The organism is Cobetia sp. 14N.309.X.WAT.E.A4 (assembly GCF_030397495.1).
Classification (GTDB): domain Bacteria; phylum Pseudomonadota; class Gammaproteobacteria; order Pseudomonadales; family Halomonadaceae; genus Cobetia; species Cobetia marina.
This window is the reverse complement of the sequence record NZ_JAPNXT010000005.1, coordinates 120,370-136,318: the sequence shown is the minus strand read 5'-3', so window position 1 is coordinate 136,318 and position 15,949 is coordinate 120,370. Positions and strand designations below refer to the sequence as shown.

Genomic DNA, 15,949 nt, shown 5'->3' with positions numbered 1-15,949 from the left:
ATGGAGGGCATCGGCTGGCTGTGGTAGCGTTCGCGCGATCTTTCATCAGACAAGACGCATTCAACCGAGGAGCATCGAGAGGTGCTTGGTCCCCAGGCCTCCTGAGCAGAAATTCTGCCGAGAGCCACCTCCTGAGACGCCTCGCTCACTTGCAGCGCGCTGAGCGAGCTCTCCCTCATCTACCGACAAGGCATTGGTACCGTGACCCCCATCTTCGAAAAGGACATTCGATATTTCACTCAACACGAACAGGAATATGTCGCCCCGATCCGCAGACGCAAGCTATATACCGCCTGGAGCCTGGCGCTGGTAGGCATCCTGCTGGTGGGTCTTTCATGCGTATTCCTGATGGCGCCATTGCTCTTCCCGGCGAAGGACAGCCTTCCCTGGCCTGCCAACCTGGTGGTGATCGTCATCGTGTGGGTGGGCCTGTTTCTCATGAGCCTGCCCTACCACGCCCGTCATGGCATGCCACCGACGGCAGGACGGATGACCGGGCAGCTTGAGGAAGTGACATCCTCGACCCCCACTACCCCTCCGGACTCGATAATCGAGGACAGATTTCAAAGACAGGGATGGAAACAGACACATGAAGGCATCAGCTATCACTCCAGCAACCCCAGAAAGATCACCACTCGCCACTACTATCTGGGCAATACCCGCCTGATCTTGCCTCCCGGGGCTGATGACATCGTCCGTCCAGCCCTCGGCGAGGAGATATCCGTCATTGGTGCCCATGTCCCTGACGGCGTATCGCCACCGTTTCGGACTCTCTTCCCGTTCTTGAGACTCGCACGCCAGGGAAGCCCTGACCACGGCTACATGGTCGTGCTGCAATATGACGACAAGATCAACATCGATGGTGTCCTGGAGAAGTACGGCAAGCACTTCTTCTGGCGACGCAGGATGAGGAAACCTCTGCTGGCTCTGGTCATGGTGCTTCTGCTCATGCTGCCTTTCCTCTCCTCCCTCATCATCGCCCTCATCGATCACTTCTCCGAGGGGCTGGGTCCCGGGTTGACCTACCCCTGGTGGGCCGCATGTCTCTGCCTGGTGCTGTCCTTCCCGGTGATCTATCTCAAGACCCGAAAGGCGCTGATCGGCAAGAGCGACAGGATCGATTATCAGGAGCAGCTCAAGGGCTGATGGATACACGGTTCAAGAACACGCAGCTCAACACAGCAACGCCGGACCTCGATGAGGCCCGGCGTTGCTGTTGCAGCAGACTGTCCTGACTGGCTCAACCGACGATGGCGTTGAGCATCAGCAGCGTGATGATGGAGATGGCCCAGGCAAGTGTCGTCGGCAGGGTCAGCACCAGCATCTGATGCTTGGTGCTCTTGACGCCGAGCATGCGATTGACGACCCAGAAATAGCTGTCATTGAAGTAGCTGAAGAACATCGCGCCGATACAGGCGGCCTGCGCGGCCAGCACCATGTTGACGTCCGGCATGCCCATCAGGATAGGCGCGGAGATCGAGGCTGCGGTAATCATCGACACCGTGCCACTGCCCTGGATGAAGCGCACAAGCGTTGCGATGATGAACGGGATCAACAGCGGCTGAAGCCCCAGTGCCGCGACCTGCATGGCGATGTAATCGCCGCCGCCACTGGCACGCAGTACCGAGCCCAGTGCACCACCGGCACCGGTGACCAGCAGGATGATCCCCGCCGTCTCGACGCCCTTTTCCAGATGATCGAAGACTTCCTGCCTGGGGGTCTTCGGCATCAGGCCATAGATGGCGACCAGCACCCCGATGCCCACGGCGATCACCGGGTTGCCGATGAAGGCGATGGTACTGGTGAGCGCATTGCTGGTATCGCCCATCACGGCGCTGACCAGCGTGTTGAGGAAGATCAGCGCGATGGGCAGGCCGATCGGCATGCAGGACATCAGCAGGGACGGCAGCTCCGATTCAGGCAGCATGCTGTCGGTGTCATGCTTGACGCTACCTTCGAAACCACCCGGCTGGGCCTCCAGCATCGCCTCGATGCGCGGGCCCATGATACGGGCATAGATGACGAGTGCGATCAGCGCAGGGGCGGTGATCACCAGGCCCCAGCCGATCATCAGACCGATGTCGACACCGAAGATACCGGCCACGCCCAGCGGACCCGGGGTCGGTGGCACGCTAGAGTGGGTGATGATCAGGCCAGCCGCCAGCGCGATGCCCAGACCGATCACCGAACGTCCGCTGTTGCGCGCCAGTGAACGCACCAGCGGGTTGAGGATCACGTAGGCCGAATCACAGAAGATCGGGATGGAGACGATATAGCCCGTCAGCGCCATCGCGGCCTCTTCCTTGTTCTTGCCCAGCAGATTGAGGATGGCATAGGCCATGCGCTGCCCGGCACCGGTCACCTCCAGCACACGCCCCATCATCACGCCGAAGCCGATCACGAGACCGATGGTGGAAAGTGTCTTGCCAAAGCCGGTGGTGATGGCACTGATCACCTCATTGGGCGGCATGCCACCGATCAACCCCGCCAGAGAGGCGGCGATGATCAAGGCCAGCAAGGCATGCACGCGGGTCTTCAAAACCAGATAGATCATGACGAAGATGGCGATACCCAGGCCGATGATGACCTGTGGCCCCGCGACGGCGGCGTCTGTCATGGGTGATGCTCCTGTCGATTGTTATTGTGTGGCGTGCGGTGTCGGCGCTGCCGTCTGGCATGTCACCGATCGTTGTTATTGACGTACGGGTGTGACGAGCAGGTCTGGCGAAGGTGTCTGGCGAGCTCGTCCTGGATGAGATGCCCGAACGCTGGCTAGGCGATGGCGCTCTCGTCGCGATACGCATTGAGAATCTCGTGCAGGTCGGCATCGCCGACGAAGCCCAGCGCACGCGCCTTGCGGGTGTCAAAGCGCGCCGGCCAACTGCCGACGATGGCGGTGATCCGCGGGTCAGGCTCATGCTTGACGAGGGCCAGCGCCTGCTCGCCGGCGATATCTGCCAGCGCCTTGAGCATCTCGGCGACGCTGACGGTGATGCCCGGCAGCATGAAGCAGCGAGAGAGGCCGAAATCAGCCGCCGGCACTTCCGCACCCTGGATCAGGGCCGCGACCACCCGACGCGGCGACATCACGAACATCTCAAGCTCGGTCGGTACCGGGCAGATGGCGGTTTCGCCATTGAGCGGTTCGCGCAGGATTGAGGAGGCGAAGCTCGAGGCCGCCGCGTTGGGGCGCCCCGGGCGCACGATGATGGTGGGCAGGCGCAGCACGCAGCCATCCACCAGACCGCGACGGCTGTAATCATTGATCAGCAGCTCCGACATCGCCTTCTGGGTGCCGTAGGAGTTCTGCGGCACCAGGGCAGTCATGTCGCTCAGCGTCTCGGGGAGATCACCCCCGTAGGCGGCGACCGAACTGGCCATCACCAGTCGGGTATCGCTCAACCCGCGCGCCGCGCAGCCTTCCAGCAGCAGGCGAGTCGCGTCGAAATTGACGCGCATGCCGAGTGCCAGATCCGCCTCGGCCGCGGAACTGACCACGGCTGCCAGGTGATAGATCACCGCAGGCTCACCGGCCAGGCAGCGATCAAGCACCTCGGCATCGGCGATGTCGCCGGCGACGATCTCGACATCCGGCGAGGTGGCCGGTTCGGCTGCCAGACATGACGCCGCCTCGGGACGTGGCGCCTCGATCTGATCCAGCAGAGTCAGGCGTGACAATGGCTGGCCGTTCAGGCTGCCCTTGTCGATCAGGGCCTCGGTCAGGCGCTGACCGAGGAATCCGGCGGCGCCGGTAATCATGACGTGCATCGTGTGGACTCCTTGCCAGCCGTCGGCATGACGGCCCATGGCGTGTTGTCGTTGTTATGGTTGTTGGCGTTATCGGCGTTGTTGCTGGCTTGTCTGATGATCAGGCGGTGCCGGACAGGCCGTCGTTGAGCCCGAAAGCCTGTCCCCAGCCGAGGCCTGCGCGCGTCTCACCGCGTGGGCGATATTCACAACCGATCCAGCCGTCGTAGCCCAGGCTTTCCAGCCGGGCGAACAGCGCCGGATAGTGCACTTCCCCCACATCCGGCTCGTGACGGTCCGGCACGCCGGCGATCTGCACATGGCCCATGTGTGCGAACTGCGCCTCCAGATTGCGGATCAAGTCCCCCTCGACGATCTGGCAGTGGTAGAGATCGAACTGCACCTTGAGGTTGGCGGCGCCGACCCGGGCGAGAATCTCGCGTGCCTGCGCCTGGCCACTCAGATAGAAGCCGGGCATGTCGCGCGGGTTGATCGGTTCGATCAGCAGTGTCTTGCCGACCTTCTCAAGCTCTGCGGCGGCGTAACGCAGGTTGCTGAGGTAGGTCTCGGTGCAACGGGCCCGCATGGCGTCATCCGCCCCCTCCGGCACCAGCCCCGCCATGGCATGCACGCGGGGACAGTCGAGCGCTTCGGCATAGCGAATCGCCTCTGCCACCGAGGCCCGGAACTCCTCCTCGCGCCCCGGCAGACAGGTCAGGCCACGCTCACCGGCCTCCCAGTCGCCCGGCGGCAGATTGAACAGCACTTGCGACAGCTGGTGTGCATCGAGCCTTGCGCGCAGTTCTTCCGGGGAATAGGCATAGGGGAAGAGATATTCGACCCCGCGAAAACCGCTGTCGGCCGCAGCCGCGAAGCGATCAAGAAAGTCATGCTCGGTGAACAGCATGCTGAGATTGGCGGCCAATCGGGTCATGTCAGATCCTTGGATGTCACAGACGAAGAGGTCATCACTCAGGGGCGGCCGAATTTGGCTTCGAGTTCCGCCACCTGTTCCGGGGTCATCCCACGCGGATTCTTGCCCTGCAGCAGCAGGAACAGCTTGGCGGTTTCCTCAAGCTCCTCGGTGGCATAGACCGCCGCTTCCAGGGTCTTTCCGGCCACGACGGGGCCATGATTGGCCAGCAGCACGGCACAGTGCTTGCCGGCCAGGCCACGCACGGCATCGCCCAGCGCGGGGTCGCCCGGCATGTAGTAAGGCACCAGCGGCAGCTTGCCGACCCGCATCACGTAATAGGCCGTCAGCGGCGGAATGCACTCGCAGGGATTCACGTCCGGCAGGCAGGACACCGCCACCGAGTGGGTCGAATGCAGGTGGACGATGGCACCCGACTGCGGGCGCTCGTCATACATGGCGCGATGCAGGAAGTGCTCCTTGGTCGGCGCATCGCCATCGATCAATACGCCCTGGGCGTCGAGACGCGAGATGCGCGCCGGGTCCAGGCGCCCCAGACAGGCATTGGTCGGCGTCATCAACCAGCCGCCATCGTCCAGCCGCTGGCTGATGTTGCCGCTGGAGCCCATGGTCAGGCCGCGGTCGAACAGTGACTTGCCGTAGGTGGCGATCTGCTCGCGCAACACGTTGATGTCGTGCCGTGACTGACTCATGCGGTCTCCTCGCGAGGATTCATGGCATCGAGGACATCGAATGCCCGAGTAAAGAAGTCTTCGCCGCCGAAGTTGCCGGACTTGAGGGTCAGCGAGAGCATCGCCTCCGGCTGCGAGGGGCCGGCGGCCGGGTGCGGTGCCTGTGTCCAGGGCACGCCGGGGTCGATCTGACCGCCGATGCGCAGCTCACGGATGTCGAGTGCCGAGACCACCGCGCCGGAGGTTTCTCCCCCCGCCACCAGCAGGCGACCGACCCCTTCCGCGACCAGCGTGCTGGCCAGACTGGCCAGGGCGCACTCGATGAGTTCACCGGCCTGCTTGACGCCCAGTGACGCCTGCGCCGCCTTGACGCTTTCCGGCTCGGCCGAGGCGTAGATCAGAAATGGCTTGGGGTCCGTCGCCGCCAGTTGCTCACGGGCAAAGTCGAGTGCCGCCTCGAAGTGGGCATCGCTCGCGTTGAGCTTGACGGGGTCCAGCGCGAAGGCGGCATGCTGCTGGGTGAAGTGAGCCACCTGCTTGAGCGTCATGCGCGAGCAACTGCCGGACAGCACCATCGCGGCGCCCTGCGCCGGGGCCAAGACCGCCGCATCATCGATCTGCGCAAGCCAGCCCTTGCGGCGGTACTGGGCAGGCAAGGCCTGCGCGAGGCCAGAGCCGCCGGTGACCAGCGCGTGCTCCACCAGCGTCTCGGCCAGTACCTCGAGATCACGCTCGTCGAGACTGTCGCAGACCACATGACGCACTCCTTGCGCCTTCAGCGTGGCAAGTCGCTCATCAGCGGCCTGCGCTCCCTCACTCAGCGTGGCGTGGTTGAGCAGCCCCACGCCTTGGGGCGTCTGGCGTGACAACACGCGCACGATGTCGGCATCGGTCATCGGGTTGAGGGGGTGATGCTGCATGCCGCTGTCATTGAGCAGACGGTCACCCACGAACAGATGCCCCTGATAGACACTGCGCCCGTTGATCGGGAACGCCGGCACGAAGGCGGTCTGTGTGCTGTCCAGCGCCTCCAGCAGCGCATCGGCGACCGGGCCGATATTGCCCTCCGGCGTGGAATCGAATGTCGAGCAGTACTTGAAGAACAGCTGGCGAGCCCCCTGGGCCTTCAACCATTCAAGCGCCGCGAGGGATTCACTGATCGCCTGATCCACCGGGCAGCTGCGCGACTTGAGCGCGACCACCACGGCGTCGACCTCAGTCAGATCCAGTCCGTTCGCCGCCCCTTCCTGCAGCGCATCCTGGGGTACCCCGATCACCTGCACGGTGCGCATGCCGGCACGTACCAGGTTGTTGGCAAGATCCGTCGCGCCGGTGAAGTCATCGGCGATTCCGCCCAGTACGATCGGCATCACTGCGCTCCTTCATCATTCGCGGCCGGCAGGCTGAAGCTGCCGAGACGCTGATAGACCTTGATGACCGCCGAGTCGTCCTCGCGCCCGAAACCGGCGCCACTGGCGGCGGTGAACTGCTGCAGGGCACTGCCGGCCACCGGCATGGCAAGCTTCAGCTCGCGGCCGGTGCTGTGCACGATGTTCAGGTCCTTGACGAAGATGTCGACGGCCGACAGCGGCGTGTAATCGCCCTTGAGGATGTGCGGCACGCGATTCTCGAACATCCAGGAATTGCCCGCGGAATGGGTGATGACGTCATAGAGGGTGTCGGGGTCGATCCCCATGCTCATGCCCAGCGCCATGGCTTCTGCCGCCGCCGCGATGTGAACGCCGGCGAGATGCTGGTTGACTAGCTTGACGCTGGAGCCCGGGCCGGCGCAGTCGCCCAGCCGATAGACATTGGCCGCCATCGCCGCCAGCACGCGTTCCGCCTTGACGTAAGCCGCGTCGCTGCCGGAGGACATCACGGACAGCTCACCACTGCGTGCCTTGACGGCACCGCCGCTGATCGGGGCGTCGAGCAGCTCCAGCTGCATGCCATTCAGGCGGGTTTCCAGTTCACGCGCGAAGCTCGGCGCCACGGTGGCGCACTGGATCACCAGGCTACCCGGCGCGAGCCCCTCGGCCAGCCCACCCTCTCCCTGGGCCCCGAACAGCACCTGCTCGACCTGATCGGCATTCACCACGACCAGCACCACCACCTGACACTCGGCCGCCAGTTCCAGCGGCGAGGCCACCGTGCGCCCCCCTGCCGCGTCAAACGCCTGACAGGCACCAGGCGAGATATCACAGCCGATCACGTCCAGGCCTGCCTCCAGCATGGCGCGCGCACTGCCCATTCCCATCGCGCCGAGGCCGACAAGGCCAATCACTGGTGAAGTCGTTACTGCTGTCATCTGGCGTCTCCCGCTGAACCTGTTCCGAGTGACGATCAAGGCGGCCTCTTTCAGCGACATCGATCTGCACTTCCATGAATGTTAGCGCTACCATGTTAGCGCTAACATCACTAATAGATTAGGCTCCAAGCCACGACAAGCGGCAGATGAGAAAACGCGACAAATGTCTAATCAATCAGAATCATCCCGACGCAGCCGCAAGGGGGCCATGCAGCCGACCCTGAATGATGTGGCCCGGGAAGCCGGTGTCTCGTCGATCACCGTCTCGCGCTACTTCAACAGTCCCGACAGCGTGCGCGAGGCGACACGCCTCAAGGTCGAGGCGGCCATCGAGAAGGTTGGGTACGTGCGCAACCTGATTGCCGGCAGCCTGGCCTCGGCCACCAGTCGCGTGATTCCGGTCATCGTGCCCTCGCTGTCCAACGTGGTGTTCATCGACGTGATCAAGGGGCTCCAGGAGGAATTCGAGGCGCACGGTTATCAGCTGCTGCTAGGCAAGACGGATTACGATCTGGCTCGTGAAACCCAGCTGATCCGTACCTTTCTGGGCTGGTCGGCCGCGGGCCTGGTGGTGACGGGACTGCGCCATGACGAGGCGACGCGCCAGATACTCGAGCACTGGAATCAGCCCATCGTGGAGATCATGGAGCTGGGGGAAGGGTTGGATCTGAACGTGGGGATGGATCATGTCGCCGCCGGACGCGCCATGACCGAGCACCTGCTGGCATGCGGGTATCGCACGATCCACTTCGCCGGTGCCGAGCTCGATCGCGACTATCGCGCGGCGATGCGCTACGCCGGGCATCGCGCGGCGCTGGCCGCCGCCGGTATCGAGGAGGCTCCCCTGCTCGACCTGCCCGTGCGTCAGCAGATGACCAGCGGTGCGCAGGCGCTGGAGCGCATCCGCGAGAGCCACCCTGACTGCGACGCCATCCACTTCGCCAACGATGACATGGCCTGTGGCGCGATTCTCGCCGCCGCGCGGCTTGGGGTGCGCATCCCAGAGGATATCGCCATCGCCGGCTTCAATGGCCTGCCAATCGGGGAGCATGTCACGCCGCGCCTCACCACCATCGTCTCACCGCGGGAGCAGATAGGCCGTGTGGCCGCACGCAAGTTGCTGGCACGCATCAACGGTGAACCCGTCGGAGAACTGAGCCACGACCTGGGGTTCACGCTGCGGGTCGGCGACAGTACCTGAACACCCCCTGAGCACACACAAGCTCAGCGCATCACCCACGCCATCATCAGCTGGCCCAGCGCGATACACACGAAGACACTCAGGCCCGCCAGCGTGGAGGAGAAGCTGGCCAGCGCCACGGACAGCAGTGCCGCGACGCACAGCAGACGCGACGGCAGGCTGATTCGACGACGGGATACGCTTTCTAGAGGCGGAGGACTGACGGGACGCTTGAGGTTGGCGAAGAATTCCGCCAGCCGTCGCGCGCGTGAGAACGGGCATCTTGGCGCATACAGATAACGGGCGAGGAACAGGAAGCCGACGACAGTCACGATCTGGATGACCAGCGATATCGCCAGCTTGATGTCGACCAGCTGGGATTCCGGGAAGCCCGAGAGCCAGGGCAGACGCTGCAGTGTCGGCATGTCGAGCCAGAGATAGCTGCCAAGCGTGACCGTGATCCCCACCAGCACACTGCCCCACCCGGCCCAGTCAGGCGCCCCCGTTCTGAAGAGCACCATCAGGGCCGGGAGTGCCAGCGGCATCTGCAGCAGCACCCCGAACATGATCATGATGTCGAACAGGCTCACCAGCTCAATGCGACTCAGGACGATGACGAACAGGACGACGATGACACCCTGCACGACACCGAACATCCGCCCCAGGCTCACCAGTCGCGTTGCCATGCCGGAGGTCTGCTCGAGCAGTGGCATCACGAGTCGCATCATCACGCCGGCATCACGATTGAAGGCCGTGGTGATGGGCGCGATGGTGACCGCCAGCATGGCGGAGATCACCAGTCCCAGTACACCGGACGGCAGGTAGTGGATGATGAAATGCACATAGGCCACGTTGGCCGCGTCATTGCCGAGCGCGGGATAACGTGCCGCCAGGTCGATGCCCGCCGACCCCAGCAACCAGGGCGGCAGGAACCAGGTCACGGGCCCGATCACGAACAGCACCGACGCCAGGCCTGCCGCCTTGCGCGCTTCGCCGTCATCTGCCGTAGTGAGGAAACGATAGCTGGAGGTGGCATTGTTGATGCTGATGCACTGCTTGACCAGCATGGCCAGTGACCAGATCCCCATGATGAGCAGGTTGTTGTGTGAACTGCCGATCCAGAAATCCCAGTTCGACTCAGGGAAGCTCAACGATCCGTTCCACATCAGCGTGAGGCAGAAGCCACCGATGACAAGCGTGAGAATCGCCAGCTGCATCATCTGGATGAAGTTGTTGGCCGAGACGATCCACACGCCGCCCACCAGGGTAATGGCGATGATGAGACTGCCGATCAGCACGGCGATGCTCACCACCGGAAAGCCGAAGACCGCGCTCAGGAAAAGCGAGACGCCGTAGAGGCCGATGGAGGCGGTCATCAGCGTCAGGAAGATCTGACTGATGACATACACGAGTTGCGTCGTCTTGCCGTAACGCAGCTCCAGGATGTCGGAATAGGTGCTGACCCTCAGCCGGCGGAAACGCGGCGCGAAATACAGCGCCGCCAGCAGAAAGCCCAGCGCATTGCCCCAGAAGATCACCAGCACGGCAAAGCCATCCTCGTAGGCCTTCTGGGCGGCCCCGGTGAAGGTCCAGGCGGAGAACTGCGTCATGAACGCCGTACTCCCCGCCATCCACCAGGGCACGTTGCCGCTCCCCCGGATGAAGCTGTCCGGGGTCTGGCTGCGACGTCGATAGACCAGGATCGTCAGAACGATCAGGATGATGGAGAAGAACAGTGCGACTCTATCCAGCTGTGTCATGTGGCTCCCTGCCGATCATTCCCGTGCCGACGCACATTCCTGCACTCTCGAACCCGAGTATTCGGGGGCTCGAGAGTGCCCTTCCCCATCATGAGGCGTGATACTGACGCCGGGCGCGCAAGACTTGCGCGCTCATCTGTCTAGCACTTCATGATCAGTAATAATATTTCAAGCCGACACGTGTCTTGAGCTGACGCGTATCGGTACTGGAACTGGAACTGACATCCGCGAATTCCAGATACGGGAACCATGATCCCATGCGACGCCCCGCACTCAGAATATAATCGTAGTTCTCGCGGGTATTGTTGTAGATGTCCTTGTCTTCGTTGCGATAATAGTTGGCCTCCAGCCAGTATTTATTCTTGCCGTGGTTGTAGGACATGGTGAAGGTGATCTTGTTCTGTTCATAATCATCATTGGAATCTTCACTGTAGTTGGAGTATTCCCGACGATAGCGCAGCGCCGTGGTCAAGGGGATACTGCTGGCCTTGTAGCCGACACGCAGCTGCGGCTTGATCGTGTACTTGCCGTCCCCGAACGCGATGGGCATGCCGGGTTGGATATACCAGTTATCGTCCAGCTTGAACTTGAAGCCCCAATCGATCTCACTGTCACCGCGCTCCAGATTCCCCATCGCGGGTTGTGAGCCATCTTCACGCTTCTCGGACGCAAACTTGGATTCCAGCCCGTAATAGAAGTTGTCGATGGAATCGCTCACCTTGACTCGGGTGGCATGTTGCTTGGCGTGATGCTTGTATTCATGACGAATATCCAGTGTCACGGCCTGGGCGCTGGTAGTGAACACCAGTGCGGCAATCGAAAGGGAGATCTTGTTGTAGTGTTTCATGGCGTACCTCATTGTTTTTATGGGGAGTCAGTCAATTGACTTGCAGGCAACCTGCGTCCTGTCGCGTGCCCGGCATTGGCTAGCGCGTGGGTTGCCTTGTGTTGGCATCGGCGTACTGGATCGATCCAGACGCCAGATGCAGGCCGCAGAATCCCCTGCCGATGGCGCAAAGGCGCATCGACTCTCCTGCTGATGTGGTCATTGACGTTGACCGAGTCAGGAGGGGGGGATTCGGGTTCGGGGTATCAGAGGTTTACGGAGCGAGTGGCGCGCACGAATGGCGAGCCAAGTGAGCGACGAGGCACCAGGTGCCAGCGCCGCTCACCATCACGCCGCGTCAGCGCGTACTGCCATCGCTGACCAGGCGCTCTTCCCTGGAATGTGACGTCTTGTCGATGGAGGTCACCAGCAGCAGACCGATCGCCACGATGATGCCGCCACACAGCACGAAGACCATGCGTCCCCAGAAGGGATTGGGTACCAGGAACATCAGCATCACGCCCAGGCCGGCAACCAGGATCAGGTAGCCGAGAATGTTGCGCTGGCGGTTGTCGACGCTGCGATGTTCCTCGTCATCGCTGATGACGGGCGTGTCACGGTTGGTGAAGAAGGTCGCGACTTCCGCTTCGCGCTCGGCGGAAAGGCCGCGATAGAACAGCGTGGTCAGCACGAAGAAGCCTGCCGTGATCACGGTGTGCGCCATGATGCCGACCGCCACCTTCATGTCGCTCCATTCACGCGAGGTCAGGTCCGCGTCGAGACCGAAGGTGTTGACGATGAAGTCCGGCGTCATCAAGAAGCCGACCACATAGGACACCAGGCCACCGACCACCAGCGTCGCCCAGGCCGCCCAGTCAGGCGTCTTGCGGATGAAGAAGCCGAGCAGGCCGGGAATGGTCATCGGCAGACCGATCAGAGCGCCGACATACATCATGGCGTCGAACAGGCTCAGTCCCTTCAGGGAGTTGATGAACAGGGCAAACCCGATGATCGCCAGGCCGAAGACGGTGGAGGACAGGCGCGACATCAGCAGCAGTTCACCTTCAGACGCCTTGGGACGCAGCACGACCTCATAGAAGTTCTTCACGAAGATCCCGGAGTTGCGATTCAGGCCGGAGTCCATCGAGGACATGGTCGCGGCGAACATCGCCGCCACCAACAGCCCCAGCATCCCGGCAGGCATGTAGAGGCTGACGAAGCTCATGTAGGCAAAGTCGGCCGCCTTGGCACCTGCCTCGGGATACATCGCGAACAGATCCACCCCTTCACTGGCCATGAACCAGCTGGGCATGAACCAGATGAACGGCCCCATGGTCATCAGGACACAGGCCAGCAGACCCGCCTTGCGCGCATTCTTCGAATCCTTGGCCGCCAGGTAGCGATAGGAGTTGAGCAGGTTGTTGGTGATGCTGAACTGCTTGATGAAGATGAAGAACCCCCATAGCGCGAACAGCGACAGGTAGTTCATGTCACCCCCGATCAGGAAGTTCACCGGGAAGTCTTCCACGACATGGCTCGGGCCGCCGGCGTGGATCACGGCCACGATGGCACAGGTGATGGTGACGGCCATGATGATGACCATCTGCATGTAATCTGACGCGATGACCGCCCAGGAACCGCCGGTCACCGACATCACCAGCACGACCAGACCGGTCACGATGATGGTGGTTTCCATGTCATAGCCGAACAGCCCGGAGGTCACGATGGCCAGACCATTGAGCCAGATACCCGCATTGATGATGCTGGTGGGCATGGAGGACCAGGTGAAGACCTGCTCGTTGACGGCCCCGAAGCGCTGCCGGATCGCCTGGATCACGGTGATGACCCGCAGCTGCCGGAAGCGTGGTGCGAAATACAGATAGTTCATCAGATAGCCAAAGGCATTGGCCATGAAGATGATCGCCACGGCAAAGCCATCGTTGTAGGCCTTGCCTGCCGCACCGGTGAAGGTCCAGGCACTGAACTGGGTCATGAAGGAGGTCGCACCGACCATCCACCACAGCATCTTGCCGCCACCGCGGAAGTAATCACTGGTGCTTGAGGTAAAGGTTCTGAACAGCCAGCCTATGGCGATCAGAAAGAGGAAATAGATGCCGATGACGGCAGTATCCAGATCTAGGTTCATGGCAATGCACTCTTGTCTTTATCTGTCTTGTCATTGTTGTTGCGCACCCGGCAGTGCACGTTTCCCCGCCGCCTTTCCCTGACCACGGGGGGGCGCTGTCTCATCTGTCGCTGGCAGCGTCTTCGATCTCCGGGAGAGATCCCGGCCGTTGTTTGGATCGGTCCAACTCACATCCTGAATCGACTCCCGGATGACGCCATCCAGACCTCGGACGCCGACGGCGGGTCAGGCGTTCTGTGACATCCGCGCCGTGTCTGGAAGATCAATGAGCGTGACATCCTGCTCGATTCGCAGGGGGCGCTCCCCGGCCTCGAGCGTCAGGCTTTCCCCTTGTCGGGCTGGCTCGGCCAGCACCACCAGCAGTCGACCGGTGGCGAAGGTCAACTCGAGAATCGTCAGGCCATCCGCACTCGGCAGCACCCGGAAATGGATCACCTGCGGACGCGCCCCACCACACTGCTCCAGAGCTTCATCGAAATGCCCGTGGCTCTCGAACAGGGAATAGAAGGTCTGCGAGGCGGCGGTCAGGCGCGTCATCACCTTGGCGTCAGGCCGCAGGTTGTGATCAGGGTCATTGGCACCGACACGCAGCTGGAAGGCTTCAGCAGGTGCCTGGGTGATCTGATGCCAGCTATGGAAACTGTCACCCTCAAGCCAGGTCATGCTGTGTCCGGTGGCGGGCCGGCACTGCCCCTGCTTCCAGAGGTGCTGATAGCCGTGGCGATCCCCCATCACTTCCAGGGCATCCAGCGCGGTGAATTCACTTCCCCACCAGCGCACGACATGACCACCATGATGGAAGGTGTAGTCATAGACGTGCGGCTGCTCCGAGGTCAGCGTGAAGACATCCAGCAGAATCGGAGTCTCGGTATGACGGCTTTCCACCAGCAGCACCTCACGCTGCATGGCCACGCCGTCATGCGCGTTGTCACATCGGGCACGCGCACCCGCCGCGCAACCAGTCAGCAGTGAGATCTCGCCATGTCGCTCGTCCGACAGCGCGTGATTCGCCGCGTGCTGCGACTGCATGTCCACCACGACCAGGTTGTGGGCGACACTCTGCTTGGCATAGCCCTCGTTTTCCTTGAGGTAGCGTCCACCGAACTTGGTCTCCACATTGACCCAGCGTGCGAAGCCATATTCCTTGAGCACTTCCTTGCCACGCGAGAAGAAGCTCAGCCCCAGCTCATCGAAGTGGCCATGCCCCATGCCGTGCTGACCGGCCGTCAGCACGGCATGCTGTGCCGCAAGCCCCTGCCCACGCTTGAGGTGCGCATGCCCGCCAGACTGGCCATCCGGGCCATCGCGGAAGAGCTGGCTGGTCGCTTCCACCTGCATGTCGACACCCTGCACCGCGTTCAGCAGCGCCAGTCCATTGGCATGGATCCAGCAGCCCTGCTGCTGACGCGCCATGGCCAGCAGCTCCCGGGGTGCCTCGTATCGTGCCGCCAGCAGCGACATGGCGCAGCGCGCGCCCTCATCATCGAGATTCATGCTGCGCGAGGCGTCATTGAGCGCCGGAAAGCGTCCATCCGGATAGGCCGTGGACAGCAGCACGTGCAGCGATTTCTCGATGCGTCCGTCGGCATGTGTCAGCACCTTGCGTTCAGGGTGGTGACGCTCGATCGCCTCCGCGAACAGACACAGCGGATGGATGGCGAAGCGATGGTAATAGGGGCCCTCGACGTAATAGCCCTGCGGGGAGAACAGCAGCGCGATCTGGGCGAGAAAGCCGCCGGTCTCGCCGCTGCCATCCAGGCCATCGATGGAGATCGCCAGATGCTCAGGACTCTCGATCACCATCGCGCAGATCCCGACCGCCGCCACGGCCCACAGGCCGTGATTGTGAATGCGGTCGAAATCGTGGCGGTAGGTCTCGGTGAACATCTCGAGCATCGGCTGGAAAAGCCCATCCAGCAGCGACTGATACCGCGCCTCGCTCAGGGACGGCTTGAGCAACGCCAGCCCCAGCGAGGCATGCAGCAGCCAGATATGCTCGTTGAGAATCTGATGGAACAGCCTGCCGGGCGGATTGGTATTGCGCGCGACCTGATACGGCATGTCGCGGTAGCAGGCCGCGTAGCCCGCCAGCAGCTCCTCGGCGTGCGCCAGGGCCTGCACATTGTCACTGAGCCGTCCCCACAGAGCCGCCCCCTCGATCACGCGGGCATTCTCCTTGTGGGTATTGTGCTCGAAGCTACCCGCCTCGCCCTGCCCCGGAATCACGATACCGCGCGCCATGCTGGCCGCCACTCTGGCCTCCAGCGCGGCGAGGCTGCGCCCCATCGCATTGTCCTGCCCCTGCTGCCTGCGAAGCTCGTCAAGCTCCTCACGGGTCCAGAGCAGGTAATCACCTTGTGCCGACATAGATAGAATT

At 62.4% G+C, this 15,949-nt stretch carries 12 protein-coding genes; 2 read left to right on the top strand and 10 right to left on the bottom strand.

Annotation, left to right across the window (positions count from 1 at the left end):
* The first annotated feature begins 201 nt into the window (after window positions 1–201).
* Entirely contained in the window at window positions 202–1,146 is a 945-nt protein-coding gene (locus tag OW493_RS08990; protein WP_289863910.1) for a hypothetical protein, read from the top strand.
* Between the two features lie 94 nt (window positions 1,147–1,240).
* On the opposite strand, the gene OW493_RS08985 is transcribed toward OW493_RS08990, so the two are convergent.
* The 6 genes from OW493_RS08985 to ltnD form a co-directional block, all read right to left on the bottom strand.
* Window positions 1,241–2,617: a gluconate:H+ symporter gene (locus OW493_RS08985; protein WP_136939259.1), complete on the bottom strand. Its 1,377-nt coding sequence runs from the start codon at window positions 2,615–2,617 to the stop codon at window positions 1,241–1,243.
* A 155-nt stretch (window positions 2,618–2,772) separates the two neighbouring features.
* Window positions 2,773–3,768 carry a D-erythronate dehydrogenase gene (gene denD / locus OW493_RS08980; protein ID WP_289863909.1) on the bottom strand — a complete coding sequence of 332 codons (996 nt, stop codon included), beginning with the start codon at window positions 3,766–3,768 and terminating at the stop codon, window positions 2,773–2,775.
* A 100-nt stretch (window positions 3,769–3,868) separates the two neighbouring features.
* Complete coding sequence (gene otnI / locus OW493_RS08975) at window positions 3,869–4,681, bottom strand: 2-oxo-tetronate isomerase (RefSeq protein WP_077371187.1); 813 nt, start codon at window positions 4,679–4,681, stop codon at window positions 3,869–3,871.
* 38 nt (window positions 4,682–4,719) lie between these two features.
* A complete protein-coding gene (gene otnC / locus OW493_RS08970) occupies window positions 4,720–5,373 on the bottom strand; it encodes a 3-oxo-tetronate 4-phosphate decarboxylase (RefSeq protein ID WP_077371185.1) in 654 nt (217 codons plus the stop codon).
* Window positions 5,370–6,722: a 3-oxo-tetronate kinase gene (gene otnK, locus OW493_RS08965; protein ID WP_289863908.1), complete on the bottom strand. Its 1,353-nt coding sequence runs from the start codon at window positions 6,720–6,722 to the stop codon at window positions 5,370–5,372. The genes otnC and otnK overlap by 4 nt, the downstream gene beginning before the upstream one ends.
* Window positions 6,722–7,660: an L-threonate dehydrogenase gene (gene ltnD / locus OW493_RS08960; RefSeq protein WP_289863907.1), complete on the bottom strand. Its 939-nt coding sequence runs from the start codon at window positions 7,658–7,660 to the stop codon at window positions 6,722–6,724. Before ltnD ends, otnK begins: the two co-directional genes overlap by 1 nt.
* A 163-nt stretch (window positions 7,661–7,823) precedes the next feature.
* Between ltnD and OW493_RS08955 the strand changes: the two genes are divergently transcribed.
* Window positions 7,824–8,861 (top strand): LacI family DNA-binding transcriptional regulator, encoded by a 1,038-nt coding sequence (locus OW493_RS08955; RefSeq protein ID WP_289863906.1) that lies wholly within the window; start codon window positions 7,824–7,826, stop codon window positions 8,859–8,861.
* Window positions 8,862–8,884: 23 nt separating this feature from the next.
* Here the strand turns inward: OW493_RS08955 and OW493_RS08950 are convergent, their stop codons facing one another.
* The 4 genes from OW493_RS08950 to OW493_RS08935 all read right to left on the bottom strand — a co-directional run bounded on the left by OW493_RS08950 (window position 8,885) and on the right by OW493_RS08935 (window position 15,939).
* Window positions 8,885–10,600 carry a hypothetical protein gene (locus OW493_RS08950; protein WP_289863905.1) on the bottom strand — a complete coding sequence of 572 codons (1,716 nt, stop codon included), beginning with the start codon at window positions 10,598–10,600 and terminating at the stop codon, window positions 8,885–8,887.
* A gap of 154 nt (window positions 10,601–10,754) precedes the next feature.
* Window positions 10,755–11,447, bottom strand: coding sequence for an oligogalacturonate-specific porin KdgM family protein (locus tag OW493_RS08945; protein ID WP_289863904.1), 693 nt, complete (start codon window positions 11,445–11,447; stop codon window positions 10,755–10,757).
* Between the two features lie 337 nt (window positions 11,448–11,784).
* On the bottom strand, window positions 11,785–13,572 hold the full coding sequence (locus OW493_RS08940; protein ID WP_077371173.1) for a transporter: 1,788 nt from the start codon (window positions 13,570–13,572) through the stop codon (window positions 11,785–11,787).
* 225 nt (window positions 13,573–13,797) lie between these two features.
* Complete coding sequence (locus OW493_RS08935; protein WP_289863903.1) at window positions 13,798–15,939, bottom strand: heparinase II/III family protein; 2,142 nt, start codon at window positions 15,937–15,939, stop codon at window positions 13,798–13,800.
* Between the last annotated feature and the right edge of the window lie 10 nt (window positions 15,940–15,949).

Coding starts and splice junctions, on each gene's coding strand:
- OW493_RS08985 (WP_136939259.1), bottom strand. CDS start 2,617: ATGACAGACGCCGCCGTCGCGGGGCCACAGGTCATCATCGGCCTGGGT.
- OW493_RS08935 (WP_289863903.1), bottom strand. CDS start 15,939: ATGTCGGCACAAGGTGATTACCTGCTCTGGACCCGTGAGGAGCTTGAC.
- otnC (WP_077371185.1), bottom strand. CDS start 5,373: ATGAGTCAGTCACGGCACGACATCAACGTGTTGCGCGAGCAGATCGCC.
- otnI (WP_077371187.1), bottom strand. CDS start 4,681: ATGACCCGATTGGCCGCCAATCTCAGCATGCTGTTCACCGAGCATGAC.
- OW493_RS08945 (WP_289863904.1), bottom strand. CDS start 11,447: ATGAAACACTACAACAAGATCTCCCTTTCGATTGCCGCACTGGTGTTC.
- OW493_RS08955 (WP_289863906.1), top strand. CDS start 7,824: ATGTCTAATCAATCAGAATCATCCCGACGCAGCCGCAAGGGGGCCATG.
- OW493_RS08950 (WP_289863905.1), bottom strand. CDS start 10,600: ATGACACAGCTGGATAGAGTCGCACTGTTCTTCTCCATCATCCTGATC.
- ltnD (WP_289863907.1), bottom strand. CDS start 7,660: ATGACAGCAGTAACGACTTCACCAGTGATTGGCCTTGTCGGCCTCGGC.
- denD (WP_289863909.1), bottom strand. CDS start 3,768: ATGCACGTCATGATTACCGGCGCCGCCGGATTCCTCGGTCAGCGCCTG.
- otnK (WP_289863908.1), bottom strand. CDS start 6,722: ATGCCGATCGTACTGGGCGGAATCGCCGATGACTTCACCGGCGCGACG.
- OW493_RS08940 (WP_077371173.1), bottom strand. CDS start 13,572: ATGAACCTAGATCTGGATACTGCCGTCATCGGCATCTATTTCCTCTTT.